This window comes from Corynebacterium faecium, from assembly GCF_027257105.1.
Classification (GTDB): Bacteria; Actinomycetota; Actinomycetes; order Mycobacteriales; family Mycobacteriaceae; genus Corynebacterium; species Corynebacterium lehmanniae.
Window position 1 is genome coordinate 256,339 of record NZ_JAPYJX010000003.1, and the last position, 24,691, is coordinate 281,029.

At 67.8% G+C, this 24,691-nt stretch carries 24 protein-coding genes and 1 tRNA gene; 12 read left to right on the top strand and 13 right to left on the bottom strand.

All coding sequences use genetic code 11. The annotated features are described in order from the left end of the window. Positions 1-26: 26 nt before the first annotated feature. On the bottom strand, positions 27-4,703 hold the full coding sequence (locus O5O53_RS04755; RefSeq protein WP_269509479.1) for an ATP-dependent helicase: 4,677 nt from the start codon (positions 4,701-4,703) through the stop codon (positions 27-29). Between the two features lie 30 nt (positions 4,704-4,733). Between O5O53_RS04755 and O5O53_RS04760 the strand changes: the two genes are divergently transcribed. The 4 genes from O5O53_RS04760 to O5O53_RS04775 are packed head-to-tail and all read left to right on the top strand — an operon-like array spanning position 4,734 to position 7,063. Beyond that, positions 4,734-5,507, top strand: a complete 774-nt coding sequence (locus O5O53_RS04760; protein ID WP_269509481.1) for a 3'(2'),5'-bisphosphate nucleotidase CysQ — start codon at positions 4,734-4,736, stop codon at positions 5,505-5,507. Further along, a complete protein-coding gene (locus tag O5O53_RS04765; RefSeq protein WP_269509483.1) occupies positions 5,504-6,301 on the top strand; it encodes a thymidylate synthase in 798 nt (265 codons plus the stop codon). The genes O5O53_RS04760 and O5O53_RS04765 overlap by 4 nt, the downstream gene beginning before the upstream one ends. Continuing rightward, entirely contained in the window at positions 6,298-6,777 is a 480-nt protein-coding gene (locus O5O53_RS04770; RefSeq protein WP_269509485.1) for a dihydrofolate reductase, read from the top strand. Before O5O53_RS04765 ends, O5O53_RS04770 begins: the two co-directional genes overlap by 4 nt. A 1-nt stretch (position 6,778) precedes the next feature. Next, a complete protein-coding gene (locus O5O53_RS04775) occupies positions 6,779-7,063 on the top strand; it encodes a glutaredoxin domain-containing protein (RefSeq protein ID WP_269509487.1) in 285 nt (94 codons plus the stop codon). Here the strand turns inward: O5O53_RS04775 and O5O53_RS04780 are convergent, their stop codons facing one another. Continuing rightward, positions 7,064-8,482 (bottom strand): phytoene desaturase family protein, encoded by a 1,419-nt coding sequence (locus O5O53_RS04780; RefSeq protein ID WP_269509489.1) that lies wholly within the window; start codon positions 8,480-8,482, stop codon positions 7,064-7,066. Here O5O53_RS04780 and O5O53_RS04785 point away from each other — a divergent pair. Continuing rightward, positions 8,481-9,515, top strand: coding sequence for a hypothetical protein (locus tag O5O53_RS04785; RefSeq protein ID WP_269509491.1), 1,035 nt, complete (start codon positions 8,481-8,483; stop codon positions 9,513-9,515). The two genes, O5O53_RS04780 and O5O53_RS04785, sit on opposite strands and share 2 nt — an antisense overlap. Positions 9,516-9,801: 286 nt before the next feature. Here the strand turns inward: O5O53_RS04785 and O5O53_RS04790 are convergent. Then, a tRNA-Arg gene (locus O5O53_RS04790) sits at positions 9,802-9,874 on the bottom strand. Between the two features lie 120 nt (positions 9,875-9,994). On the opposite strand from O5O53_RS04790, the gene trhA reads away from it, so the two are divergent. Next, entirely contained in the window at positions 9,995-10,693 is a 699-nt protein-coding gene (gene trhA, locus O5O53_RS04795; RefSeq protein WP_269509493.1) for a PAQR family membrane homeostasis protein TrhA, read from the top strand. 7 nt (positions 10,694-10,700) lie between these two features. Further along, a complete protein-coding gene (locus tag O5O53_RS04800; RefSeq protein WP_437177839.1) occupies positions 10,701-11,540 on the top strand; it encodes a DUF1906 domain-containing protein in 840 nt (279 codons plus the stop codon). Between the two features lie 60 nt (positions 11,541-11,600). Here the strand turns inward: O5O53_RS04800 and O5O53_RS04805 are convergent, their stop codons facing one another. From O5O53_RS04805 to O5O53_RS04825, 5 genes are all read right to left on the bottom strand, one after another. Then, positions 11,601-13,250, bottom strand: a complete 1,650-nt coding sequence (locus O5O53_RS04805; protein ID WP_269509495.1) for a monocarboxylic acid transporter — start codon at positions 13,248-13,250, stop codon at positions 11,601-11,603. Between the two features lie 3 nt (positions 13,251-13,253). Beyond that, positions 13,254-13,592 (bottom strand): DUF485 domain-containing protein, encoded by a 339-nt coding sequence (locus O5O53_RS04810; protein ID WP_269509497.1) that lies wholly within the window; start codon positions 13,590-13,592, stop codon positions 13,254-13,256. Positions 13,593-13,800: 208 nt separating this feature from the next. Further along, entirely contained in the window at positions 13,801-14,628 is an 828-nt protein-coding gene (locus O5O53_RS04815; protein ID WP_239355692.1) for an aldo/keto reductase, read from the bottom strand. A 9-nt stretch (positions 14,629-14,637) separates the two neighbouring features. Then, positions 14,638-14,997: an FKBP-type peptidyl-prolyl cis-trans isomerase FkpA gene (gene fkpA / locus O5O53_RS04820; protein ID WP_063938216.1), complete on the bottom strand. Its 360-nt coding sequence runs from the start codon at positions 14,995-14,997 to the stop codon at positions 14,638-14,640. A gap of 148 nt (positions 14,998-15,145) precedes the next feature. Then, positions 15,146-16,441: a citrate synthase gene (locus O5O53_RS04825; RefSeq protein WP_239307682.1), complete on the bottom strand. Its 1,296-nt coding sequence runs from the start codon at positions 16,439-16,441 to the stop codon at positions 15,146-15,148. A 209-nt stretch (positions 16,442-16,650) separates the two neighbouring features. Between O5O53_RS04825 and sepH the strand changes: the two genes are divergently transcribed. After that, entirely contained in the window at positions 16,651-17,652 is a 1,002-nt protein-coding gene (sepH, locus tag O5O53_RS04830; protein ID WP_269509499.1) for a septation protein SepH, read from the top strand. A gap of 18 nt (positions 17,653-17,670) precedes the next feature. Further along, complete coding sequence (locus O5O53_RS04835; protein ID WP_269509501.1) at positions 17,671-18,516, top strand: DUF6928 family protein; 846 nt, start codon at positions 17,671-17,673, stop codon at positions 18,514-18,516. Here O5O53_RS04835 and O5O53_RS04840 read toward each other — a convergent pair. The 3 genes from O5O53_RS04840 to O5O53_RS04850 form a co-directional block, all read right to left on the bottom strand. Further along, positions 18,513-19,313: a TrmH family RNA methyltransferase gene (locus tag O5O53_RS04840; protein WP_269509503.1), complete on the bottom strand. Its 801-nt coding sequence runs from the start codon at positions 19,311-19,313 to the stop codon at positions 18,513-18,515. The genes O5O53_RS04835 and O5O53_RS04840 overlap by 4 nt on opposite strands. Continuing rightward, the gene (locus tag O5O53_RS04845; RefSeq protein WP_269509505.1) at positions 19,314-20,783 is read right to left on the bottom strand and encodes an NCS2 family permease; all 1,470 of its coding nucleotides are present in this window, start codon (positions 20,781-20,783) and stop codon (positions 19,314-19,316) included. Between the two features lie 64 nt (positions 20,784-20,847). Beyond that, the gene (locus O5O53_RS04850; RefSeq protein WP_269509507.1) at positions 20,848-21,528 is read right to left on the bottom strand and encodes a DUF3027 domain-containing protein; all 681 of its coding nucleotides are present in this window, start codon (positions 21,526-21,528) and stop codon (positions 20,848-20,850) included. A gap of 39 nt (positions 21,529-21,567) precedes the next feature. Between O5O53_RS04850 and O5O53_RS04855 the strand changes: the two genes are divergently transcribed. Both O5O53_RS04855 and O5O53_RS04860 read left to right on the top strand, forming a co-directional pair. Beyond that, positions 21,568-22,356 (top strand): glutaminyl-peptide cyclotransferase, encoded by a 789-nt coding sequence (locus O5O53_RS04855; protein ID WP_269509509.1) that lies wholly within the window; start codon positions 21,568-21,570, stop codon positions 22,354-22,356. A gap of 11 nt (positions 22,357-22,367) precedes the next feature. Further along, on the top strand, positions 22,368-22,871 hold the full coding sequence (locus O5O53_RS04860) for a DUF2771 family protein (RefSeq protein ID WP_269509511.1): 504 nt from the start codon (positions 22,368-22,370) through the stop codon (positions 22,869-22,871). Here O5O53_RS04860 and O5O53_RS04865 read toward each other — a convergent pair. Beyond that, positions 22,868-23,251, bottom strand: a complete 384-nt coding sequence (locus O5O53_RS04865; protein WP_181890031.1) for a cold-shock protein — start codon at positions 23,249-23,251, stop codon at positions 22,868-22,870. The genes O5O53_RS04860 and O5O53_RS04865 overlap by 4 nt on opposite strands. A 252-nt stretch (positions 23,252-23,503) precedes the next feature. On the opposite strand from O5O53_RS04865, the gene O5O53_RS04870 reads away from it, so the two are divergent. Further along, positions 23,504-24,217 carry a resuscitation-promoting factor Rpf1 domain-containing protein gene (locus O5O53_RS04870; protein ID WP_181890030.1) on the top strand — a complete coding sequence of 238 codons (714 nt, stop codon included), beginning with the start codon at positions 23,504-23,506 and terminating at the stop codon, positions 24,215-24,217. A 277-nt stretch (positions 24,218-24,494) separates the two neighbouring features. Here the strand turns inward: O5O53_RS04870 and O5O53_RS04875 are convergent, their stop codons facing one another. Next, positions 24,495-24,689: a hypothetical protein gene (locus tag O5O53_RS04875; RefSeq protein WP_034999421.1), complete on the bottom strand. Its 195-nt coding sequence runs from the start codon at positions 24,687-24,689 to the stop codon at positions 24,495-24,497. Positions 24,690-24,691: the final 2 nt, after the last annotated feature.

Sequence of the window (24,691 nt, forward strand, 5' to 3'; positions counted from 1 at the left end):
GCCGCACCCTGAATTAATCGTCGCCTTTAATCGTCGAAGGTGAGACCTTCGGCAGGACCTCGCGCGCCGTCGCGCATGCCTGGACCGTTGCCGTCACTGCCTTCGTCACCTTCGAGCTCCCCCAGCGCCTCCGCCACGCTTCTGCCGCGCCGCTTCGGGGGCGCCGAGGCACGCCCGCCGATCTTCGCGCCCTTGTGGGTCGCCGTCGCCCCGTACTCCTGCAGCGAGAAGGCCGGCCCGCCGTCGAGCTTTTCCACGGCCAGCGGCTGCATCCGGCCGGCCCGCACCGCGGCGGTAAGGGCGCCGACAACCAGCGGCATCGGGTCGCCGACCCCGTCCGGAAACGTGTCGAAGAAGGTGGTCATGGTCCTGCCGCCGCGGGTGACGTGGGCGGCCAACAGCCCGTCGATCAGCACCACGATCGCGCCCGCCGAGCGGGTCGGCCCCTGCGCCGGCCACGGCAGCGCCGCCCCGTACGGGTTCGCCGGGTCGGTCGCCGCCAGCACGTGCACGTGCGGCTCCCGAGCCCCCGAGGGCCAGCCGACCACGTCGTCGGAGTCCTGGTGGCCGCGCAGCCGGTCGATCGTCGCCGGGGTGGAAAACTGCGAGGCGCCGAGCCCCTCCACCAGGTAGCCGCGCATCGCCTTGCCGGACGCCTCGAACCCGGACAGCGTCTTGTAGGCCAGCGCGAACCCGCCGAGGATGTCCTCGGCGACCACCGAGCCGCGGGTGACCACCCCGTAGCGGTCCAGCAGCGACTCGCCCAGAGCCACCGACCGGCGGGTCGCGTCGTCGTCAGGCGTAGGCGTCAGCGACCACCGCCCCACCATGTCCGGCGGCACACTCGCCGCGAACGAGGTCCGCCCCGAGCGCACCCTGCTTCTCGACGGCCTCCGCCTCGCCCTGTGCGCCGCCTTGCCGCCGGCGAGCCGCGCCCGGATCGGCGCGAACGAGTCGGGGGCCAAAAACCCGGCCTCGACCAGGTCCCACATGGCCTCGCGCAGCTCCTCGGTCGTGGTGGTCGGCTCGAGCAGGTCGGTGAACAGGAACCCGCCGCCGCGGCGCACCTTCTCCATCACCTGGGACTGGGTCAGCGACAGCAACGGCTCGTCCACCTGCGGCATCAGTTGTGCGGCGTAGTCCGCGGGCAGCAGCATGATCCATGGGTCGCGCGCGCCCGCCTTGCCCGCGCCGACGATGGTGATCTCGCCGGAGGCGGTGAGCTCGTCGAGCATCACCGGCGAGTAGTCGCCCACCCGGGCCGGCAGGATGTGGGACTCCCACGCGCTGGCCGGCAGCCGCACCCCGGCGAGCTGCTCCAGCACCGAATACACACCGTCCGCTCCGCGCAGCGCCGGGGTCACCCCCACCGGGGCGACGTTCGACCACGCAGGCAGGAAACGTCCATAAGCAGACTGCGACACCGGCCGGGTCTGTGCGCGCGCCGCCGCCAGCGAGCGGGTGCGGATGATGCGCAGCACCTCCGCGGCGACGTATTCCTCTTCCTCGATGCCCTGCCGGTAGCGGCCCGGGATGACCTTGTCCTTGTCCATCAGCGGCTGCAGCGCCGCGTGCGCCGCGCCGACCGCCAGCCCGAATGCGTCGGCCAAATCACGCAGCGTAAAGGGCCCGCGGGTGCGCACCCAGCGGCCCACCAGCTGCGCCAGCGCGTCGGGGATGGTCTGCACCTGGGCGGCGACGCCGGGCGGGACGGGCACGCCGAGGCCGTCGCGAAGCAGCGGCGCGTCCAGCACCTGGGCGACGTGCTCGCGCCCGCCGATGCGCACCCGCATCATCCGCGCCCCCAAGGCCTGCTCCAACGACTCGAGGGGGACTTCGGTGTGGAGGCGGAGCTCGTCGATAGGCACGGGCCCCACGATGCGCAGGGTGTCGGCGAACTGCTCGCTCGTCGAAGCGCGGCCGAGCCGGCGAAGCGTGGCGTCCACCTCCGCGATGATGTCGCCGTCCAACAGTTCCCGCAGCTCAACGGTGCCGAGCAGCTTGGCCAGCAGCGACGGGTCGAGCGAGAGCGCCGCCGCCCGCTTCTCCGCCAGCGGGGTGTCGCCCTCGTACATGAACGCGCCGGTGTAGTTGAACAGCAGCGACGAGGCGAACGGGCTGGGCTGGTCCGTGGTCACCTCGGCGATGCGCACCCGGCGCGTGTTGATGTCCCGCATGACCTCCTGCAACGCCGGGAGATCGTAGACGTCCTGGAGGCATTCGCGCACCGTCTCGAGGATGATGGGAAAGCTCGGGTAGTTGCGGGCCACGTCCAGCAACTGCTCGGCGCGTTGGCGCTGCTGCCACAGCGGCGCGCGCTTGCCGGGGTTGCGCCGCGGCAGCAGCAGGGCGCGGGCGGCGCACTCGCGGAACCGGGAGGCGAACAGGGCGGAGTTGCCCACCTGTTCGGTGACGATGTCGGCGATTTCGTCGGCGTCGAATTGGAAGATCGCTCCGTCGGGCTCCTTCTCGCCCTGCGGGAGGCGCAGCACGATGCCGTCGTCGCCCGCCACCGCCTGGGCGTGCATGCCGGTTTCCTGCGCGACCCGCCACCCGGTCGCCAACGCCCACGCCGCGTTGACGCCCTTGCCGAACGGGGTGTGCAGCACCACGCGCCAGTCCCCCAGCTCGTCGGTGAACCGCTCCAGCACCAGGGTTTTCTCGTCCGGCAGGATGCCGGTGGCCTCCTCCTGCTCCTCCAGGTATTGCAGCAGGTTGCTGCGCGCCCGCTCGTCCAGGCTCGCATCCAAGGAGCCTTTTGCTTCTCGACGAAGCGCGCCCAGCGCCTTCCCCAGCTCATACGGCCTGCCCAGCCCGTCGCCGGTCCAGAACGGCAGGCGGCCGGTGTGGCCCGGCGCGGGGCTGACCTGGACCTGGTCACGGGTGATGTTCTCGATGCGCCAGCTGGAGGCGCCGAGGGTGAACACGTCGCCGACGCGGGACTCGTAGACCATCTCCTCGTCGAGCTCGCCGACGCGGCGGGGCGCCTTGTCGTCCGCGCCGACGAGGAATACGCCGAACATGCCGCGGTCCGGGATGGTGCCGGCGTTGGTCACCGCGACCCGCTGGGCGCCCGGGCGGGCCTTGAGGGTGGTGCCCTCGAGGATGGCGCGGGGCCGCAACTCGGCGAAGTCCGTGGACGGGTAGATGCCGATGACCAGGTCGATCACCGAGTCGAACACCTCGCGCGCCAGGTCCCTGTACGGCCAGGCGCGGCGGACGGTGTCGTACCACTCGTCGACGTCGAGGTCCTCCACCGCCACCGCCGCCACGGTCTGCTGCGCCAGCACGTCGAGCGGGCTGCGCGGGGTGTGCAGTTCCTCGATGAGGCCCTCGCGCATCCGCGGCACCGTCACCGCGGTTTGCACCAGGTCGGAGCGGTGCTTCGGGTAGAAGGTGCCCTCCGAGACCGCGCCGACGGTGTGCCCGGCGCGGCCCACGCGCTGCAGGCCGGAGGCGACCGAGGGTGGCGACTCCACCTGGATGACCAGGTCGACCGCGCCCATGTCGATGCCCAGCTCCAGCGAGGAGGTGGACACCACCGCGCGCAGGGTGCCCTCCTTCAGCATCGTTTCGGTCTGGGCGCGCTCGTCTTTGCTCACACTGCCGTGGTGGGCCCGGGCGATCACCTTGGCGGCGTGGCCGGCGGTGTCCACCGACTTCATCAGCTGCGCCGGCGGGCGCCGCGTCGGCGCAGCGAGCGCCTCCGGGTCGTGCTCCTTGGCCCACAGCTCGTTGAGTTGGCTGGTCAGCCGCTCCGCAGTGCGACGCGAGTTCACGAACACGATGGTGGAGCGGTGCGCCATCACCTCGTCGTACACCGCGCGCTCGATGTGGGGCCAGATGGAGTTCACGGCGCCCGGCGGCGCTGCAGGCTCAGCTTCGTCCAGCGCGTCATCGAAGACCGCGTCGCCGATCGTGGAGGCGTCCTCCGGCACCGGCAGGTCGGACATGTCGTCCACCGGCACCCGCACGTCGAGGTGCCAGCGCTTCTCCGCAGGTGGGTTGATGATGGTGGTCTTGGGCCCCAGAAAGTTCGCCACCGCCTCGATCGGGCGCACCGTGGCCGACAGGCCGATGCGCTGGAAGTCCCCCGCCAGCCGCCGCAGCCGCTCCAGCGAGAGCGCAAGGTGCACGCCGCGCTTCGTGCCGGCCAGGGCGTGGATCTCGTCCACGATCACGGTGTCCACCGTCTGCAAGATGCCCGCCGCCTTCGAGGTGAGCATGAGGTACAGCGACTCCGGCGTGGTGATCAGGATGTCCGGGGGCTTGCGCACCTGCCGGTTGCGCTCGGACTGCGGGGTGTCGCCGGAGCGCACCCCGACCGAGATGTCCGGCATGTCGCGGCCCAGCTTCTGCGCCACCCGCGCGATGCCCGCCAGCGGCGCGCGCAGGTTGTTCTCCACGTCCACGCCCAGCGCCTTCAGGGGCGAGATGTACAGGACTCGCACGCCGCCGTGGGTGGAGGCGGAAGCTCCGTCGATAGGCAAGGCTTGCTGCCCGGCGCGCTCCACCAAGGAGTTCAGCGACCACAGAAACGCCGCGAGCGTCTTACCGGAGCCCGTGGGTGCGACCACCAGCGCGTTTTCGCCGTCGGAGATCGCGCGCCACGCCTGTTCCTGCACCGCGGTCGGCGCCGCGAAGACGTCCCCGAACCACTGGGCCACCTGCGGGTGGAAGCGGCTGAGGATCGGCGCGTTCATCACGCCAACCTTAGCGGTAGAGTCGGTTGCATGACTGCTCAGTACTCGGATTCCCGGCTGACCAACCTCATCGCCGAGGGCACCGGCGAGATCCTCAAGGGCGTGCGCGGCGTGGGCCTGTTGCGGGGCCGCGAGCTCGGCGAGGCGGGCGACGAGCTCGCCCAAAGCTGGATCTCCAGGGTGCTTTCGCAGCACAGGCCTGACGACGGCTTCCTGTCGGAGGAAGCCGCCGACAACCAGGACCGCCTGTCCAAGGACAGGGTCTGGATCGTCGACCCCCTCGACGGCACGAAGGAGTTCGCCACCGGCCGCCAGGACTGGGCGGTGCACGTCGCACTCGTGGAGAACGGGGTGCCCACCCACGCCGCGGTGGGCCTGCCGGATTTGGGTGTCGTGTTCAAGTCCTCCGACGTCCGCCACGTCTCCGGGCCGTTCGCGGGCAAGGTGGCAATGTCGAGGAACAGGCCCCCGGCCGTCGCGAAGCATGTCGCCCAAGCCTTGGACTTTGAGGTGCAACCCGTGGGCTCGGCGGGCGCGAAGGCGATGCACGTGCTGCTGGGCGACTACGACGCCTACGTCCACGCCGGCGGCCAGTACGAGTGGGACCAGGCCGCGCCCGTGGGTGTCGCGCTCGCGGCGGGGCTGCACGCCTCGCGCCTCGACGGCACCCCGCTGCGCTACAACAACGCGGACACCTACATCCCCGATATTGTGATCTGCCGGCCCGAGCTTGCCGACGACATTCTGGACGCCGCCGCCCGCTACCACGACGAGCACGGCACCTTTGAAGGAGTAGCCAAGTGATTTCCACCCCGTACGAGGACCTGCTGCGCGACGTTTTGGAAAACGGCGCCGAGAAGGGCGACCGCACCGGCACCGGCACCCGCAGCGTGTTCGGCCGCCAGATCCGCTACGACCTTTCCGAGTCCTTTCCCCTGCTGACCACCAAGAAGGTGTACTTCAAGGGCGTCGTCGGCGAGCTGTTGTGGTTCCTGCGCGGCGATTCCAACGTGCGCTGGCTGCAGGACAACGGGGTGCGCATCTGGAACGAGTGGGCCGACGAAAACGGCGAGCTCGGCCCAGTCTACGGCGTGCAGTGGCGCTCCTGGCCCACCCCGGACGGCGGGCACATCGACCAGATCGAGGAGGTCCTGCGCACCCTGCGCGAGAACCCCGATTCGCGCCGCAACCTGGTGTCCGCCTGGAACGTGGCCGAGCTGGACAAGATGGCGCTGATGCCATGCCACCTGCTGTTCCAGCTCTACGTCGCCGACGGCCGCTTGAGTATGCAGGTGTACCAGCGCTCCGCCGACATGTTCCTCGGTGTGCCGTTCAACATCGCCTCCTACGCGCTGTTGACCCACATGTTCGCCCAGCAGGCGGGCCTCGAGGTCGGCGAGCTGATCTGGACGGGCGGCGACTGCCACATCTACAACAACCACCTCGACCAGGTGCGCGAGCAGCTCTCCCGCGACGCCCGCGAGTACCCGCAGCTGCGCCTGCGCAAGGCCGCGTCGATCTTCGACTACGACTTCGACGACATCGAGGTTGTGGGCTACGACCCGCACCCCACCATCAAGGCGGAGGTGTCCGTATGACCTTGGGCGCAATCTGGGCCCAAAGCCTCGACGGCGTCATCGGCGACGGCGCCGGCATGCCCTGGCACCTGCCCGAGGACCTCAAGCACTTCAAGGAGACCACCCTGGGCAGCCCCATCATCATGGGGCGCCGCACTTGGGAATCCTTGCCGGTCAAGCCGCTGCCGGGGCGTAAAAACATCGTGCTGTCCTCGCGCGAGGACGACGAGTGGTCCGACGGCGCGTCCGTGTGCCGCGACATCCCGGACCTGGAGTCGGACGCGTGGATCATCGGCGGCGCCCAGGTCTACGAGGCCACCCTCGACGAGGTGGATGTCATCGAGCGCACACTTATCGACGTCCATCCGGACCTCCCCGCAAACAAAGCCGTCCACGCGCCCCGCATCGACGACGCCTTCGAGCTGGTCCGCGACGGCGAATGGCAGACCTCCACGACCGGGCTGCGCTACAAGTTCCAACGATTTGAAAGGGTTTGACATGACCGTTGCCGCACCTGAGACCTCCTCGCACGTGACCATCTTCGCCGCGGACTGGTGCCCGTTCTGCCGCAAGCTGCGCGAGCGCCTCGACCGCACCGAGACCCCGTACGACCTGGTCGACGCGGACGCCGACGGGATGGACGAGGTCAACGCCTGGATCGAGTCCGTCAACGACGGCAACCGCATCGTGCCCACCGTGCTGTATTCCGACGGCACCTATGCCACCAACCCGGAGGCCTCCGCGGTGCGCGCGAAGCTGCGCGAGCTCACCGGCGAGGAGTAATTAACCTCCGAAGTCCCTCATTGCTGCCTCGGCGGCCCACCACCCCGGCATGCCGTGCACCCCGGCGCCGGGCGCGGTCGAGGACGAGGCCAGGTACAGCCCCTTGCGCAGCCGGTGCGGCTGGCGAAGCAGCAGCTGCGCCCCGTCCATCGCGCCGCCGGCGATGTCGCCGCCGACGAGGTTGGGGTTCCACGCCTCCAGCTCGTGCGGGGGCGTCTCTATCTTTCCTCGGACCACACCGCGGAAACCGGGCGCGAACCGCTCGATCTGCTTCGTGATCTTCTCCGCCACCTCGCCGGGGTGGCGCTCCCGGTAGCCGTGCGGGACGTGGGCGTAGGTCCACAGCACCAGCCCCCGGGAGGGGTCGGCGGCGTACTGCTGCGCCGCCATCACGAACGGCCGCTCGGGCATGATTCCGCGGGCCACTTGCCTTTCTGCCCGCACGATCTCGTCCGCGGTGCCGCCGACGTGCACCGTCGCGGCCTTACCCACCCTGGCATCGGCCCACGGCACCGGGGCGCCCAGCAGGAAGTCCACCTTGTGCACCCCCGGCCCGTAGCGCCACCGGCGCATGGACCGGGTGCGGCGGGCGGGCAGCGACGTGGCGTCGAGAGGCAGCACCTGCTTCGGGGTGAGATTGAGGATTACCGCGTCCGCGTCTGGGAGCACGCGGACCTCCTCGCCGCGGCGCACCACCCCGCCGTGCTCCTCCACAATCCTGGCTAAAGCGGCCGTGACCGCGCCCGAGCCTCCTGAAGCCACCGGCCACCCGCGCGTCATGCCGAGCGCCCCGAAGAGCAGGCCGAACGCCCCCGTAAACGGCCGTGCCGGCGAGGTGATCGCGTGCGTCGCACTGCCGGCAAACAGGGCGCGGGCCTCCTCGGTGCGCAACGCGGCGCGCCCCAGCGCGGTGGCCGGCCACAGCCCGCGCGCGCCGAACCGAGCCAGCGCGAAAGGGTGACGGGGCACGCGCGGCATCGGCGCCAGCACGTCTTCCAGGAGTTCGTCGATGTGGCTCACAACGGGTGCGTGCAGCCGCTCCCACGCCCCGCCATCGGCACCGAGCCCCGCCGCCGTCTCCTCCAGCGTGCCCGCCAGCACCGCCGCGCCGCTGCCCAGCGGGTGCGCCATCTCGTGCGGCGCGCGCAGCCAGCGCACCCCGTAGTCCTCCAGCCGCAGCGCGCGGAAGGCCGGGCTCGCGGCCCCGAAGGGGTGGCAGGCGGCGCCGAGGTCGACCAGCGTGGCGTCGTGAAGCTGCTGTGTCGACGCCGCACCCCCGATCTCAGGGGCGCGCTCGAGCACCTCGACCCGCCACCCGCTGACCGCGAGGCGTGCGGCGGCCGTGAGCCCGTTGGGCCCGGCGCCGACGACAACTGCCAAAGGTTTCACCGCGCCGATGATAGCTAGACTGCTGCCCATGAACGCGAAACAGATCGGATGGGCACTGCACTGGGTCGTGCGCATGGCGGCGTTTGGGCTGCTCATGCCGTACGCGGTATTCAAACTCGGGCTGATGCAGATGAGCAAGCCGGACTTCCCGGAGCTGCTGATCACCCTCGGCGAGAAGTCCCCGATGGGGCTTCTGTGGACGTTCATGGGGTTCTCCCCCGTCGTGCAGTTCCTCGCCGGTCTGGCCGAATTCGTCGCCGCCATCTTGCTGCTGTGGCGGCGCACCGCCTGGCTCGGCGGGCTGATCGGCTTCATCGATCTGGCCGTGGTGTGGCTTCTCAACATGACCTTCGACGTGCCCGTGAAGCTTCCCTCGGCGTTCCAGGCGCTTTTGTACCTGCTGGTGCTGGCGCCGTGGCTGCCGCGGCTGTTCCGCTTCCTCGCCGGTCGTGCGACGGAGGCCGTGGAGGCGCCGCGGGTGATCACCAACGACAAGGTCCACCGCGTGACCCGCTTCTTCCCCGCCGTGGCCGCGGTGGTCGCGCTCGGCGCGGGCGGATTCGTGATGGCCAACGGCATTCCGCGCGCGCTCGACCGCGAGGGCACCGAGCTGTCCGGCGTGTACTCGGTCGCCGGCGGCGACATCGAGCCCGCGCCTGTACTCGCGGATGACCGCCGCTGGTCCGAGATCGCGTTCGGCTCCTTCGACGGCTTCGAGGCCGGCAACTTCTACCGGGTCGAGGGCGAAACCCCCGACGGCGAGTTCCACGGACTCGCTGCTTTGCGACGAGCCTCCGGCGACCTCCACGAAGGCTTCTACACCCTTGACGGCGACCGCGTGACCATCCAGCTCACCGCCCCCATGACCGACGACGGCGTCAACGCCGCCCCGCGCGGCCCCATCGAGGAGACGTTGGAGTTCACCTGGCGCAAAGACGGGGATGGCCTCGAGCTTTCGCGTATCGACGGCACCGCCGACGCCTTCGAGCTGACCCCCTCCAAGCTGGGCACCACCCTGCTGGACCGGCCGTTCACGTGGGTCTCCCCGCCGTTCAACCGGTAGGTCGGGCGGGTGGTAACAACACCAGCCTGACCTTGACCATGGGCGCCAACTACGGCGGGCGCGCGAAGTGGCAACCCGAAACCAGACTTCAAGCCGAGCACACCTGCAAAACCCCAGGTCGCGACCGCGCTTGAGGTCTGGTTTTGCGTTGAGGTCTGGTTCGTCCAGGGCTCTCTTTGCCACTCACCGACCTGGGATGCAGAGGCTGGGTTCGTCCGCCGACCCTCGTGGTCTTTACTCAACACCCAGCGGAACGATGTCACCGAAACTCTCGCAAAAAAATTTGCGCCCCAGAGAGGAATCGAACCTCCGACACCTTCTTTAGGAGAGAAGTGCTCTATCCACTGAGCTACTAGGGCAATGGGGTAAAGAGTACCGCAGCCATTGCGCGCGCCGAAAACAGGCTCGCAAGCCCTTCCACCACAACCTACGGTCCGGTAGGGTTTGGGCGAAACGCTCCCCTACCCTGCGAGGCGCCCATGACTGCCCTGAAAACCGGCCAAGTCCAGCGCACCTACGTGGTCGCGGACCGCGGCGACCGGCCAGCCGTGCGCGGCTGGTTCCACCTCGTGGCCGCCGCCCTGTCGGCCATCTCCTCGGCCGTGCTGATCACGTTCGGCTGGATGACCCTGCCGTGGCCGCAGGCCCTCGGCGTGACCATCTACGGTGCCGGCATGGTGCTACTGTTCGCCGTCTCCGCGATGTACCACCGCTGGCCGTGGCACTCTCCCGCGGCGGTGCAGTGGTGGCGCCGGGCCGACCACGCCACCATTTCCGTGTTCATCGCCGCCACCTACACCCCGCCGTGCCTGATCGTGTTCGAGCCGCGCACCGCCGCGATCATGCTCGCGGTGGCGTGGGCGGGCGGCTTCGGCGGCGCCGTGCTCAACCTGGTGTGGATTAACCACCCGCGGTGGCTCGACGTCGTGGTCTACGTGGGGCTGGGCTGGATCATCGTGCCGCTCCTGCCGACGCTGTGGCACTCCGCCGGGCCCGCGGTGGTGTGGCTATTGTTCGCCGGCGGGGCCGTCTACACGCTCGGCGCGCTGGTGTACGGCTTCAAGTGGCCGGGGCGTTCCGCGCGCTACTACGGCTACCACGAGCACTTCCACACCGCGACCGTCGTCGCCGCCGTGTGCCACCTCGTCGCCATTTGGATGGTGATTGTGGGCCACTGAGACTAGAGTGGCGCATGTGACTACTTTTAACCGCCGCACGTTCCTCAAATCCGCCGGTGCAGCCGCAGCCGCCGCCACCGCAACCGCAACCGCCGGCACCACCGCCCCCGCCGCCCAGGCGCAGCGGCGCCGGGTGCTGGGCACGGTGGTTGATTACTCGGCTGGCGTGCCGTCGGCAAGCGCTGTGAAGGCCGCGGGCCACATGGGCGCAGTGCGCTACGTCTCCGACCGCCGCCCCGGCGCCGAGTGGATGCGCGGCAAGCCGGTGACCATCGGCGAGACCCGCGACTACAAGGCCAACGGCCTCGCCGTCGCCTCGGTGTACCAGTTCGGTCGCGCCGAGACCGCCGACTGGAAGCGCGGCGCGCTCGGTGCCGCCGCCCACGCCCCGAAGGCGATAGCGCTGCACACCGCCGCCGGCGGCCCGCAAGGCCGCCCGATCTACGTGGCTATCGACGACAATCCCACCCTCGAGCAGTTCAACAGCCAGATCAACCCGTACCTGAAGGCCATGGGCACCGCGTTCAGCGCCGCCGGCTACCAGCTGGGCGTGTACGGCAACTACTACACCATCGCCTGGTGCCTGGAAGACGGCATCGGCTCCTACTTCTGGCAGCACGACTGGGGCTCCCAAGGCAAGGTCCACTCGCGCGCGAACCTGCACCAGGTCGCCGGGCAGCAGGCCACCATCCAGGGGATTCAGGTGGACATCAACAACGTCTACGCCTCCGACTGGGGCCAGTGGACCCCGGGGCAGGCCAACGCCCTGACCAACATGACGCCGGACGACTGGTCCGCGCTGCTCCAGGGCAGCAGCCAGATGTCATCTTCGCTGTTCAGCAGGTAGCGCAACAAAAAATGGCCCGGACAAACCGGGCCATTTTCTATTGCGAAATCACGCGCCGCTTTAGTGGTCGACGGGAGCTTCGACGCCGACGCCGGTCAGGGAGCGGACCTCCATCTCGGCCTGCAGCTCGTCGAAGTTGTCCGGCTTGCCCAGGTAGGTGCCGACGATGCCGGCGAGGAAGCCGAGCGGGATGGACACCAGGCCCGGGCTGGTCAGCGGGAAGATGGACCAGTCGGCGTTGGGGAACATCGCGGTCGGGCTGCCCGAGACCGCCGGCGACAGGACGATCAGCACCAGCGCGGAGATCAGGCCGGTGTAGATCGACGCCACCGCACCGGTGGTGTTGAAGCGCTTCCAGTACAAGGAGTACAGGATGGTCGGCAGGTTCGCGGACGCCGCGGTGGCGAACGCCAGGGAGACCAGGAAGGCCACGTTCTGCTGCATCGCGAGGATGCCCAGGACGATGGCGACAATGCCCAGGATCACCACGGTGATTCGGGAGACGCGGACCTGCTCTTCTTCGGTGGCTTGGCCGTCGCGAAGCACAGCGTCGTAGACGTCGTGGGCGATGGAGGCCGAGGCGGTGATGGCCAGGCCGGCGACCACCGCAAGCACCGTCGCGAAGGCGACCGCAGAGATCAGCGCCATGAAGATGGAGCCGCCGAGCTCGAATGCGAGCAGCGGGGCCGCCGAGTTCGCGCCGCCGGGGGCGGCGAGGATGCGGTCCGGGCCGACGAAGGCGGCCGCAGCGTAGCCCAGGATCAGGGTGAGCAGGTAGAAGGAACCGATGAGCACGATCGCCCAGGTCACGGACTTACGCGCCTCCTTGGCGGTGGGCACGGTGTAGAAGCGCATCAGCACGTGCGGCAGACCCGCGGTACCGAGCACCAGCGAAAGGCCGAGGGAGACGAAGTCCAGCTTGGAGGTGGTGGTCGCGCCGTACTTCAGGCCCGGCTTCATAATCTCCTCGGCCTGGTAGCCCTTTTCCGCGAGGTAGCTGGAGGCAGAGTGGGTGTCGATGGCCTGATCGAACACGGCGGTCAGGCCGCCCTTAGCCATGATGAACGCCAGCACCGACATGATCACCACGCCGGCGATGAGCAGCACGGCCTTGATCATCTGCACATAGGTGGTGCCCTTCATGCCGCCGACGAGGACGTAGATGATCATGATCACGCCGACGATGCCCACGCAGATCGCCTGGGCGGTAAAGGAGTGCAGGTTCAGCAGCACGGACACCAGCGAGCCGGCGCCGGCCATCTGGGCGATCAGGTAGAACAGCGACACAAACAGGGTGCCGAACGCCGCGGCGACGCGCACCGGCTTCTGACGCAGGCGGAACGACAGCACGTCGGCCATGGTGAAACGGCCGACATTGCGCAGCGGCTCGGCCACCAGCAGTAGCGCCACCAGCCAGGCGACGAAGAAGCCGATGGAGTACAAAAAGCCGTCGTAGCCGTTGAGCGCGATCGAACCGACGATGCCGAGGAAGGATGCGGCGGACAGGTAGTCGCCGGCGATGGCGAGGCCATTTTGCGTGCCGCTAAACGACGCACCGCCGGTGTAGAAGTCCGCGGATTCGCTTGTGGTCTTGCCGGCGCGGGTCACGATGTAGAGCGTGACCACGATGAAGGCGCCGAAGATGGCGATGTTGAGCAGCGGGTTCCCGGTTTCTTGCCCGGTTTCGGCTGCGAGCAGGTGGGTCTGCATGGTTTAGCCCTCCATCTCTTCGCGGATGTGAGCCGCGCGCGGCTCAATGTTCTTGTTCGCCCACTTCACGTAGATCCAAGTGATCAAAAACGTGGTGAAAAACTGCACCAAGCCGAGCCAGAGCCCGACGTTGAGGCCAAGGAAATCCTTGGCCATCACGTCGGGGGCGAAGGTGGCGAAGACGACGTAGAAGACGTACCAGAGGAACGCCGCGATCATCACCGGGAAGGTGAATCCGCGGAACGTGCCTCGCAGGTCCTGGAATTCGGGGCTTTGCTGCATGGCCACGAACTCGTCAGGAGTTGGCTCGCGGCGTTGCGGGACAGCGGTGGAACCGGCCATGGCCTCGATCCTTTCTAGTGCACGGGAATTAGGTCTTTGCCGCGCCGGAAGTATGTGATCTCCGACTCAACAATGTGAATGTAACCTAACACACAGTCACATGTTGGTTGTTCCGTAAATCGCTTTAATTTTTCTCCCAGGAAAAATCGCAGCAATGCAAAACCGCCCGGTCGCAATAAACGCGGCCGGGCGGTTCTTCATAAATCCCCTACCCCGGGAAAGTCAGCGGGTCGCCCGAGAGGCGCTCGCCTGCGACCCCATCAAGGGCGGCGACATCCTCGCTATCCAGCGTGATGCCCACCGCGCCGAGGTTTTCCTCCAGGCGCTTTGGGTTGGCGGTCTTCGGCACCACCGAGCAGCCGAGCTGCATCAGGTAGGCCAGCGAGACCTGCGCCGGGGTGGCTCCGTGCTTGTCGGCCACTGCCTGAATGGCCGGGTCGTCGAAGTTGCCGCCGCGCGCGAGCGGCGCCCACGCCTCGGTCACGATGTCGTGCTCGTCGTGGTAGGCGCGCAGCTCGGGCTGGGTGAACCCGGCGTGCAGCTCCACCTGGTTGAGCACCGGGGTGATGCCGGTGGCCGCGATGATCTCGTCGAGCACCTCCGGGTAGAAGTTGGCCACGCCAGCGGACTGCAGCCGGCCCATGCCCTGCAGTTCCGCGATCTGTTCGAAGGCCTTGACGTAGGTGCCGTGCTGCGGCCACGGCCAGTGCACGAGGTAGAGGTCGATGAACTCCAGGTCGAGGCGCTTGAGCGACTCGTGGTAGGCCTCGGCCACGCGCTCCTGGTCGTCGTTCCACAGCTTCGTGGTCACGAACAGTTCTTCGCGCGTGACGTCGCCAGCCTTGATCGCGGCGTTGATGGCCTTGCCCACCTCAACTTCGTTGTCGTAGAGCGCCGCGGTGTCGATGTGGCGGTAGCCGAGCTCGATCGCGGTGCGCACGATGGGCTCCACCTCGTCGCCGGTCAGCTTGTAGGTGCCGAGGCCGAGGAGGGGGAAATCGTAGCCGTCGTTAAGCGTGGTGACCGGGATGCGCATGGCAGCCTCCTAGCTGGCGTCGAGCAGGTCGATGATGAACACGAGGGTGCGGCCGGACAGCGGGTGTCCGCCGCCCGCGGGGCCGTATGCCTTTTCCGGCGGGATGGTCAGCTGGCGGCGGCCGCCGACCTTCATGCCGGGGATGCCTTCCTGCCAGCCCTGGATCAGGCCGGTGAGCGGGAACTCTGCGGCCTCGCCGCGGTCCCAGGAGGAGTCGAACTCCTCGCCCGTTTCAAAGTCCACGCCAAGGTAGTGGACCTTGACAAAACCGCCGGCCACGGCCTCTGCGCCCTCGCCGACAGTGATGTCCTCAATGACGAGGTCTGCAGGCGCCGGGCCCTCCGGCTTGTCGATGAACGGCTTTTCCATAGCGTTGAAACTCCTTGCAAATTATGTGGGCAAGTTGTGCGGCCCAATACAAAACCGCCGAGAACTTCCTCCCGAAATTATAAGGGAAGCTCAGTTCTCGGCGGTGGCGCGCCGAAGCATGCTGCTTATCGACGCCCTTCGGTTGCGCCTAGCGCTGGTCGCGCGGCACGAATTCGCGCTGCTGGTAGCCGGTGTAGATCTGGCGCGGGCGGTTGATCTTGGTGTTCATCTCCAGCTGCTCGCGGTACTGGGCGATCCAGCCCGGCAGGCGGCCGATGGCGAACAGGACGGTGAAGAAGTCCGTCGGGAAGCCCATGGCGCGGTAGATCAGGCCGGTGTAGAAGTCGACGTTCGGGTAGAGCTTGCGCTGGATGAAGTACTCGTCGTTGAGCGCGATCTCCTCGAGCTTCATGGCCAGGTCCAGCAGCTCGTCGCCGCCGAGGTGCTCGAGCACCTCGTGCGCGGTGTCCTTGACGATCGCCGCGCGCGGGTCGTAGTTCTTGTACACGCGGTGGCCGAAGCCCATCAGGCGCACGCCCTTTTCCTTGTTCTTCACGCGGTTCATGAAGTCGGTGGCGTCGCCGTCGTGGTTGTTCTTGATGTCCTCGAGCATCTCCAGCACGGCCTGGTTTGCGCCGCCGTGCAGCGGGCCTGCCAGGGCGTTGATGCCGCCGGCGATGGAGACGAACATGTTGGCCTGGGCCGAGGCGATCATGCGCACGGTGGAGGTGGAGCAGTTCTGCTCGTGGTCCGCGTGCAGGATGAGCAGCTTGTCCAGGGCCTTGGTCAGCACCGGGTCGACGTGGTAGTCCTCGGTCGGGTACCCGAACATCATGCGCATGAAGTTCTCGCGCGGGTTCAGGGAGTTGTCCGGGTACATGTACGGCTTGCCGCGGGATGCGCGGTAGGCGTACGCGGCGAGCATCGGCACCTTGGCCATGAGGCGCACGGTTGCCTTATCCAGCTGCTCCTCATCCAGCGGGTCGAGCTGGTCCTGGTAGTAGGCGGAGAGAATGTTCACTGAGGAGGCGAGCACGGCCATCGGGTGGGCGTTGCGCGGGAAGATGTTGAACGCGGCCTTGAAGTCCTCGTCCAGCAGGGTGTGGTGGCGCAGCTCGGAGTTGAAGTTGTCCAGCTCGTCGGTGGTGGGCAACTCGCCGTTGATCAGCAGGTAGGACACCTCGTTGAAAGTGGCGTTTTCTGCCAGGTCAGCGATGTCGTAGCCACGGTAGCGCAGGATGCCTTCGTCGCCGTCGATGTAGGTGATCTTGGACTCGGTGGAGCCGGTGGAGACGTAGCCGGGGTCGAAGGTGACCAGGCCGGTCTCGCCGAGAAGCTTGCCCAGCACGACGCCGTCGTTGCCTTCGGTGGCGCGCATGATGTCCATCTCATACTCGCCGCCCGGGTAGTGGAGTACGGCCTTGTCCTTGTTCTCAGTAGCCACTGATTTCCCCTTCCAGGTAGTTTTCTCGGCTGTCTTTGGGATACCTCCCGGCAACCTGTTTTTACGTAAGGCACTGTATCAAAGTTTGTGACCCGTCTGACAACAATGGCAACTGTCTGGACACACCACAGATAACCGGGCGGGTACGCCCGCTGGTGCGGGCACGTCCGTTAAGCTGGTCGGGTATCTGCCCGGCGGAAAGGTGACGTATGCGCGAGCTGTACTTCTTGGAAGACGAGTCGACGGAGACGTTTTTCGTCCTCCGCGACGAGAACGGGATGCGTTACCAGTTGGCGCGCACCGAGCTTGAGCCTTCGCTTATCGACGGCGATTCCGTCACCGATTCTGCCTCTACCCCTTCCACCCCCGCCGACGACAACGGGCCGGCCCCACTGGAGGACACCGCCGACGCACCCGGGACCGAGGCCGCCGACGTAGAGGAACCCGCCGCGCCCGAGCCGGCACCGGTGGAGCGCTCCCTGCCGGAGCCGGACCCGCTCTACGCCACTCCCCTGTCCATGCGCCCGAACGAGATCCAGGCGCGCCTGCGCGCCGGTGCCACCGCCACCGAGCTGGCCGAGGAGATGGGCGTGGCGGAAAGCCGTCTGGACGTCTACGCCCACCCGGTGCGCCTCGAGCGCGCTCAGGTGGCGGAGGCCGCGAAACAGTCCCACCCGGTGCGCGAGGACGGCCCGGCCAAGCAGACCCTGTTTGAGATCCTGGCCACGGCGTTCGCGGCCCGCGGGCACTCGATCAGCGACGCGGAGTGGGACGCCACCCGCGAGCAGGGTGACAGCTGGGTCGTCCACGTCACCTGGAAGGCAGGGCTGACGGAGAACGAGGCGCTGTGGACCTTCAAGCGTTCCATGGGCTCCGCCGCCCAGACGGAGGCGCGCAACGCCATGGCCGCGGACCTGACGGACCCGGATTTCGCGCAGCCGGTGCGCTCGCTGTCCGCGGTGCGCGCGGACCGTGCCGACGTCAGTGACGAGGACGTGGCCGATGACGCTCCCGAAGCTGGTGTCACGGAGTTGCCGGTGGAGGGCAAACCGGAGGTCGTCGATACGCGAGACGATGTGCTCGAGGGCGACTTCCTGCGCCACCCGGACGAGGACGAGCAGCCGAAGAAGCGCCGCCGCAAGGCTGTCACCCCGCACTGGGAGGACGTGCTGCTGGGGGTTCGCACGAACACCAAGCGCCCGAAGCGCTGAGCACCTTAGGATGTGTGCATGAGTTTCCCAGCGGTTCTTACGCTTTGGTTTGTCAACACCGCCGATCCGGCTGGCGTGCTCGAGCGCGAGCCGAAGGCCGACCGCGGGTTCGGCCGCAAGCTGCTTTCCCAGGTCAACCCGGCGTGGCCGATCACCCCGATCGGTTCGTTCCCGCTGAACCGCTCCTCGGTGCCGGGCCGCGACGAGTTCTACATCGCGGGCTTCCCCGGGGTCTCTGTGGTGCGGATGCTTGTCGACGATTGCTCGGCCCTGTCCACCACCACCCCGTGGCTTTCGGCTCTTCCCGCCTCTGACGTGTTTGTCATCGCCACCGGCACGGACTCTGACTACGGCGGGTTCGCCCACTTCACCGGCGAGACCGTGGTGCGCAGCTTCAGCGCCACCCGCACCCAGGTCATCGAGGACCTCGGCCTGCCGGAGCCGTTCGAGGCGCCGTATTGGGCCGGCGAGCGCGCCGAGGCCGCCGGGGGCATCTCGCTGCCGTTCGAGCCGCGCGACTTGGCCTTGTCCGCGGAGCGGCACTGGTTGGGCGTGGACATCGGCGAGGACGGCCCCGACATCAACGTCGTCGGCTACGCGGTAGACGGCCGCCCGGAGCCGAAGATCGAGGAAAAGAAGGCGCCCGCGGTGAAATCTGTGGACGCGGTGGCCGCGAAGTTCGCGGAGAAGTCGAAGGCGTACGACGACTACGAGGACACCCCCGACGACCAGCGCGGCGACGAGTTCGCCGAGCTTGCCGACGCCTCCGTGGCCGCCGCAAAGCGCATCGGCCGGGGTCTGCGTTCCCGCGCGGCAGAGCTGTGGAAGACGCTTGCGCAGCGCATCCGCCACTTCGACCGCTAGCGATTTCTTTCGTAAAACGCGATCGCGGCGGACGTCGCCACGTTGAGCGAGTCCGTGCCCGGCGCCATGGGGATCTTGGCGCGCACGTCGGTGGCGCGCATCGCGTGCGGGGTCAGGCCCGGGCCCTCCCCGCCGACTAGGAAGGCCACCTTGTCGTGGCCCTGGATCGCCTCTTTCAGCTCGACGGCGTCGTCGGCCGGGGTCAGCGAGACGAGCCACCAGCCGGCCTCGCGCAGCTCATCCAGGGAGCGCTGCCACGTCGTCGGCGTGCCGTCGAAGTGCGCGAACGGGGTGCGCAGCACGTGCCCCATGGACACGCGCACGCTGCGACGGTACAGCGGGTCGGCGGTGGCGGCGCCGAAAAGCACCCCGTCGACGCCCATGCCGGCGGCGTTGCGGAAGATCGACCCGATGTTCTCGTGGTCGCCCACGCCCTCCAGGATCACTAGGGTGCGTGCGCCGTCGAGCACCTCCGCGACGGAAAGCGGCTCCGGCTTGTCGGCGGAGACCAGCAGCCCGCGGTGCATGTCGTAGCCGGCGACCTCGCCCATGATTTCGCGGGTGATCTGGTACACCGGCACGCCGCGGCGCTCAAGCTCGTCGCCGTAGTCGGCCATGAAGGATTCCAGCCGCCCGCCGAAGCCGAACACGGCGCGCACCGGGAAGCGGGACTCCACCAGCCGCCCGGCCACGAGCGGCCCTTCGGCGAAGACCAGCCTTTTTTCCTTGTCGGAGTGCTTCAGGTCGCGGATGTCGTCGAGGTGGGGGTCCGACGGGTCGTCGATAGGCACAAGCATTTAGCTCAGCGCCGCCAGGATCGGTCCCTGCGCGAAGTACACCACGAACAGGGCGGAGATGAGCCACATGATCCAGTGGATGTCCTTCGCCTTGCCGGCGAACAGGCTCATCAGGGTAAACGAGATGAAGCCGACGCCGATGCCGTTGGCGATGGAGTAGGTCAGCGGCATAGTCACGATGGTCAGAAACGCCGGCAGCGCGACGGTGAACTCGGACCAGTTAATCTGGCCGACCTGCATCATCATCAGCGCACCGACGACCACCAGCACGGGGGCCGCGGCCTCGATCGGCACGATCTCGTAGAGCGGGGTGAAAAACATCGCGACCAGGAACAGCACGCCGGTGACCACGTTGGCCAGGCCGGTGCGTGCGCCGTCCGCGATGCCTGCCGACGAATCCACGAACACAGTGTTCGACGACGCGGAGGTTGCGCCGCCGACGACGGCGCCGAAACCCTCAACCACCAGGGCGCGCTTCATGTCCGGCAGCACAGCGTGCTCGTCGGTGAGCTCGGCCTGGCGGCCGAGCGCGGTCATGGTGCCCATGGCGTCGAAGAAATTCGCCAGCACGAGGGTGAACACCAGCAGCGACGCGGAGATGACGCCGATGTTCACAAACGCGCCGAACAGGTCGACGTTGCCCACGATGGACAGGTCCGGGACACCGCCGAAGCTCTCCGGCAGGCCTGGAACCGCCATGCCCCAGCCCTCCGGGTTGTCGGCAGAGGAGCCGGCGCCGGTCAGCGCCTCGACCACCATGGCGATGACGGTGGTGAGCAGGATGCCGATGAACAGACCGCCGCGGACGTTGCGCACAACCATGAAGCCGCAGATGAACAGGCCGATAATGAACACGAAGGTGGGCCAGGACGCAATCGAGCCGCCGGTGCCCAGCTGCACCGGCACGGTGGTCATCGCGGCGTCGGGGATGCGGCGGACGAAGCCGGCGTCCACCATCCCGATGGTGGCGATGAACATGCCGATGCCCACGCTCATGGCCACCTTCATAGAATCCGGGATGGCGTTGAACACGGCGGTGCGGAAACCGGAGATGGCCAGCAGCACGATGATGATGCCGTCGATGACTACCAGCCCCATGGCCTCGGGCCACGTCAGGCCCTGCTGCCCCACCATGGTCACCGCGACCAGGGTGTTGATGCCCAGGCCGGTGGCGATGCCGAACGGGTACTTGGCAATCACGCCGAACAGGATGCTCATCACGCCGGCGGCCAGCGCCGTGGCTGCGGCGACCTGCGGGATGCCCAGGACCACGCCTTCGCGGTCCGGGCTGGTGCCGATGATCAGCGGGTTGAGCAGCACGATGTAGGCCATCGCGAAGAACGTCACTACCCCGGCGCGCACCTCGGTGCCGACCGTGGATCCGCGCTCGCTGATGTGGAAGAAGGCGTCCAGCGCGCCGCGCGGCTGCGGCTGGTCCTTATGCAGTTTTGCTCCGGTGGTGGTACTCACGTCGCATTAGTGTCGCACCCTGCCTGCGAAAACACCAATCGTTGGGGTGCACCAACGAATACGCCTACTCCGCCACCGTGGTGTCCGAGTGCGCCCCGCAGCCGTAGGAGGAGGCCACCACGTGCCCGTCCGCGGAGTACTCGTTGGCGCAGATGCCGAAGTTCTCGCCCACCGGCTGGTCCAGCGGGATGTAGAAGGCGCAGGAACGGCACGACAGCGCGGCCTTTTCGGCGAACTCGCTGTTGGGGCCGAACTCACCGGTGCGCCAGCGCTTCTTCGCGTCCTCAAGGCCGGTTGTGGTGAGGTAGCGCTTGGTGTCGCGGCCGGTGAACGTGACGGCCTCGCGGGAAAAGGAGTCGTCGGTGACGCGCTCGTCGTCAGGCGAAAGCTCCATGATGTCGCCGGGGCCCAGGTCTCCGGGGCGCAGGCGGTCGGAGTACGGCACCCAGTCCGGCGCTTCGAGCGCGCCTTGCGACGGCACGAGCGCGACCTCGTTGACCGTGACCCAGTCCGCGCCGTCGGCGCAGGCCACCACGGCGTTCCACTCCCAGCCTGCGTAGCCGGGCACGTCGGCGGCGAAGCGGTGGGTGGCCACGTTGCGGCCCAGCCCGGTCACGCCGATGTGCTCGCCGACTTCCCCGTCGGCGATCTCGGCCAGCGCCTCCCGTGCAGTGTCGACTGCGTCGGTGGACAGCAGGGGGCTGCGCTTTCGGGGGTTGCGGGATCGGTTGTTGGATCGTGACACGGTTCCCCATTATTGCCCACGTGGTGCAGGATGGTTGCCATGGGTCGATTCACACTTGCCGCCGTCTGCTCCGCGCTCGCTCTCCTGTCCAGCTGCTCCTCCCCCGAGACCGCGGGGCCGGACACGCAGCGCCTCACCGCGCACGTCGAGGAGCGCCTGCCTTTCGACGACACCAGCTTCACCCAGGGACTGGAGGTCGCCGACGACGGCACCATCTACGTCGGCACCGGCCAGGTGGGCGAATCGCGCCTGTACACGCGCACGCCCGAGGGCGAGGAGTTGCGCTCCGTGGACATCGATCCGCAGTTCTTCGGAGAGGGCATCACGCTTCACGACGGCATCCTGTGGCAACTGACCTGGCAAAACGGCACCGCAATCAAGCGGGATGCCACGACGTTGGAAGAGACCGGCCGGGCAGACTTCGCCGGCGAGGGGTGGGGCCTGTGCTCCCGCGCCGACGAGCTGATCTTCTCCGACGGTACGGCCGAGCTGCGCCGCATGGACCCGGAGACGTTCGAGGAACGCGAGCGCTTCACCGTGACCATGGACGGCCAGCCGGTGGAGGGCCTCAACGAGCTCGAGTGCGTCGGCGACGAGGTCTACGCCAACGTCTTCACCACCACCAACATCATGCGCATCGACGCTGACTCGGGGAAGGTCACCGCCGTCATCGACGCCTCCGCGCTGGACAACAACGCCGCGCCCGACCCGAACAACGTGCTCAACGGCATCGCGCACATCCCCGGCACCGAGGAGTTCTACCTCGCCGGCAAGCGCTGGCCCGACATGTACCGCGTGACGTTTAAGCCTGAGACCGCCGCCAAGTAGGATCTTGCGCCATGGCACGCAAACGCGCAGCAACTCAGCAGTGGAAAGTCCTGGCCATCGCCCTAGTTGGCGTGGTGGTGCTGGTAGGGGCGGTCTACGCCTTCATGAGCTACCAGCAGAACAAGCCGGGCACCCCGGTGCGCGACCTCGAGGTCGCCGTGGCCGCCGGCGGGCAGACCGAACAGGTGCCCGTATATACAGTGTGCGAGCTGGACGTGGAGTGCCCCGGCGGCGAACCGCCGAGCGTGCGCCTGCCCGATCAGGGGGACGTGACCTTCACCGTGCCCCGCGAGATCGAGCGCAACAGCTGGCGCCTGCTGCTCATCTACGACGACCCTGCCGCCAACACCGAGCGCGTGTTCACCTCCGGCGAGTCCGGCGAGGAAACCGCACCGGCAGTCACCGAGTCCGGCGCGAAGCTCGTCGTCGCGGAGGTGACCACCTTGGACATTGAAAAAGGCGACGACGGGGAAGAAACTCCCGTCATCGCCACGTGGTCCGTCGGCTTCGACTAAGCGTCCAGCTCCCTGGCCACCGCCCGCAGGATCTCCGCGACCTGGCGGCCCTCCTTGCGGTCCGGGTAGCGGCCGTTGGTCAGCGCGGGCTGGACCTGCGTCTCAATCAGGGTCATGACATCGGCCAGCATGCTGCCCAGCTCCTCCGGCTTGCGACGGTGCACGGGGCGGCGCTTCGGCTCATCGAGCACCTTAACGCGCAGAGCCTGCGGGCCGCGGCGGCCGGCGGCGAAATCGAACTCGATGCGCTGGCCGGCGACCAGCTCGTCCACGCCATCGGGAAGCACGGACTTGCCGATGAAGACATCGTCGTCGCCCGGGTTGGACGCGAAGCCGAAGCCCTTCTCGGTGTCGTACCACTTCACCTTTCCAATAGGCATGGCATCCTCCTTCAGGTTCCGGTACTTGGCCCGCCGATTGCAGGCCAAAATAAAGGCTTTACCTTACACCTCCGCCCCGAAAACCGCGACTGTGGCCCAGAACACCAAAATTCCTCCCGCGGGGCGCGACCTGCGCAAACGCGGAGCACCACAGTCACATACGCACCATTTCGTGCCGGTTGCGTGACACAATCGTTACAAATGGTTAGGCTGTCCCGAGAATTGGCGGTCAACGACGAGAGGAAACGAATCATGGGACGCCACTCCAAGAAGACCACCTCCACGGGCAAGAAGGCTCTGGCAGGTACCGCAGCAGTTGCAGCACTGGCAGGCATCGTCGCCCCGCAGGCAACCGCAGCACCGGATTCCGACTGGGACAAGCTCGCACAGTGCGAGTCCGGCGGCAACTGGGCAATCAACACCGGCAACGGCTACTACGGTGGCCTGCAGTTCAACTACGGCACCTGGCAGGCGTACGGCGGCGGCGAGTTCGCGCCGACCGCAGACCAGGCCACCCGCGAGCAGCAGATCATCGTCGCTGAGCGCACCCTGGCACAGCAGGGCTGGGGCGCATGGCCGGCGTGCTCCGCGCGCTACGGACTGAACTCCGCGCCGACCAACCGCGACGCGCAGGCTGCTCCGGCCCCGAAGCCGGCACCGGCCCCCGCACCGGCTGCTCCGGCACCGGCCGCGCAGACCTCCTCCAACCGCACCGAGACCGATGAGCTGTACGCGAAGCTGCGCGACGCCATCAACGGCCTCGGCTTCCAGGTCCCGGCTTCCGTCCAGGACAACTACGCCGCTAACCGCAACGACTACAACGCGTTCTACACAGCCAACCAGCCGCTGGTGGACGCCGCCCTGGCCGGCGACTACGCCAAGGTCGCCCAGCTCGTCGGCGCCAACTTCAGCAACCAGGTCAACGACACCCTGGCTTCCCTGCAGCAGGCCTACCTGCCGCGCTAAGAACTACACGCCAAAACCCCGCCTCCGGGCGGGCTTTCTTTTTGCCCCCCAAGGCGGACCGTCTAGCGCGGAGGGCAGGCCTGCTAGACGATCACGATCCGCGCCATACGTTTCCCCCAGGTCGTATTGCGCTTGATTGTCAATAAGCGCCGGACCGTCTAGCAGCCCATCGACTCTGCTAGACGATCAGCGCAGAGACCACGCGCGCCCCCAGGCACACACAAAAAGGTGGCCCCACAGCACGGGGGCCACCTTTGGTGCCGTCGCTAAGCGAAAGCTAGCGGTTGATGCGCGTCGTCGGGTGGACGTAGCCGGTCTCCTCCGCCTTCAGCGGCAGGATCAGCTCGTCGCCGAACGGGCTCGCGGCGCCGGTGAGCTTGGAGGAAATCTCGGTGACCGGGTGGCCGTTACCAGGGGTGTGCGTGGGCCACGCCGGGTTCGCGCGACCGATCTTCTCTACATCTTTAGCCATGC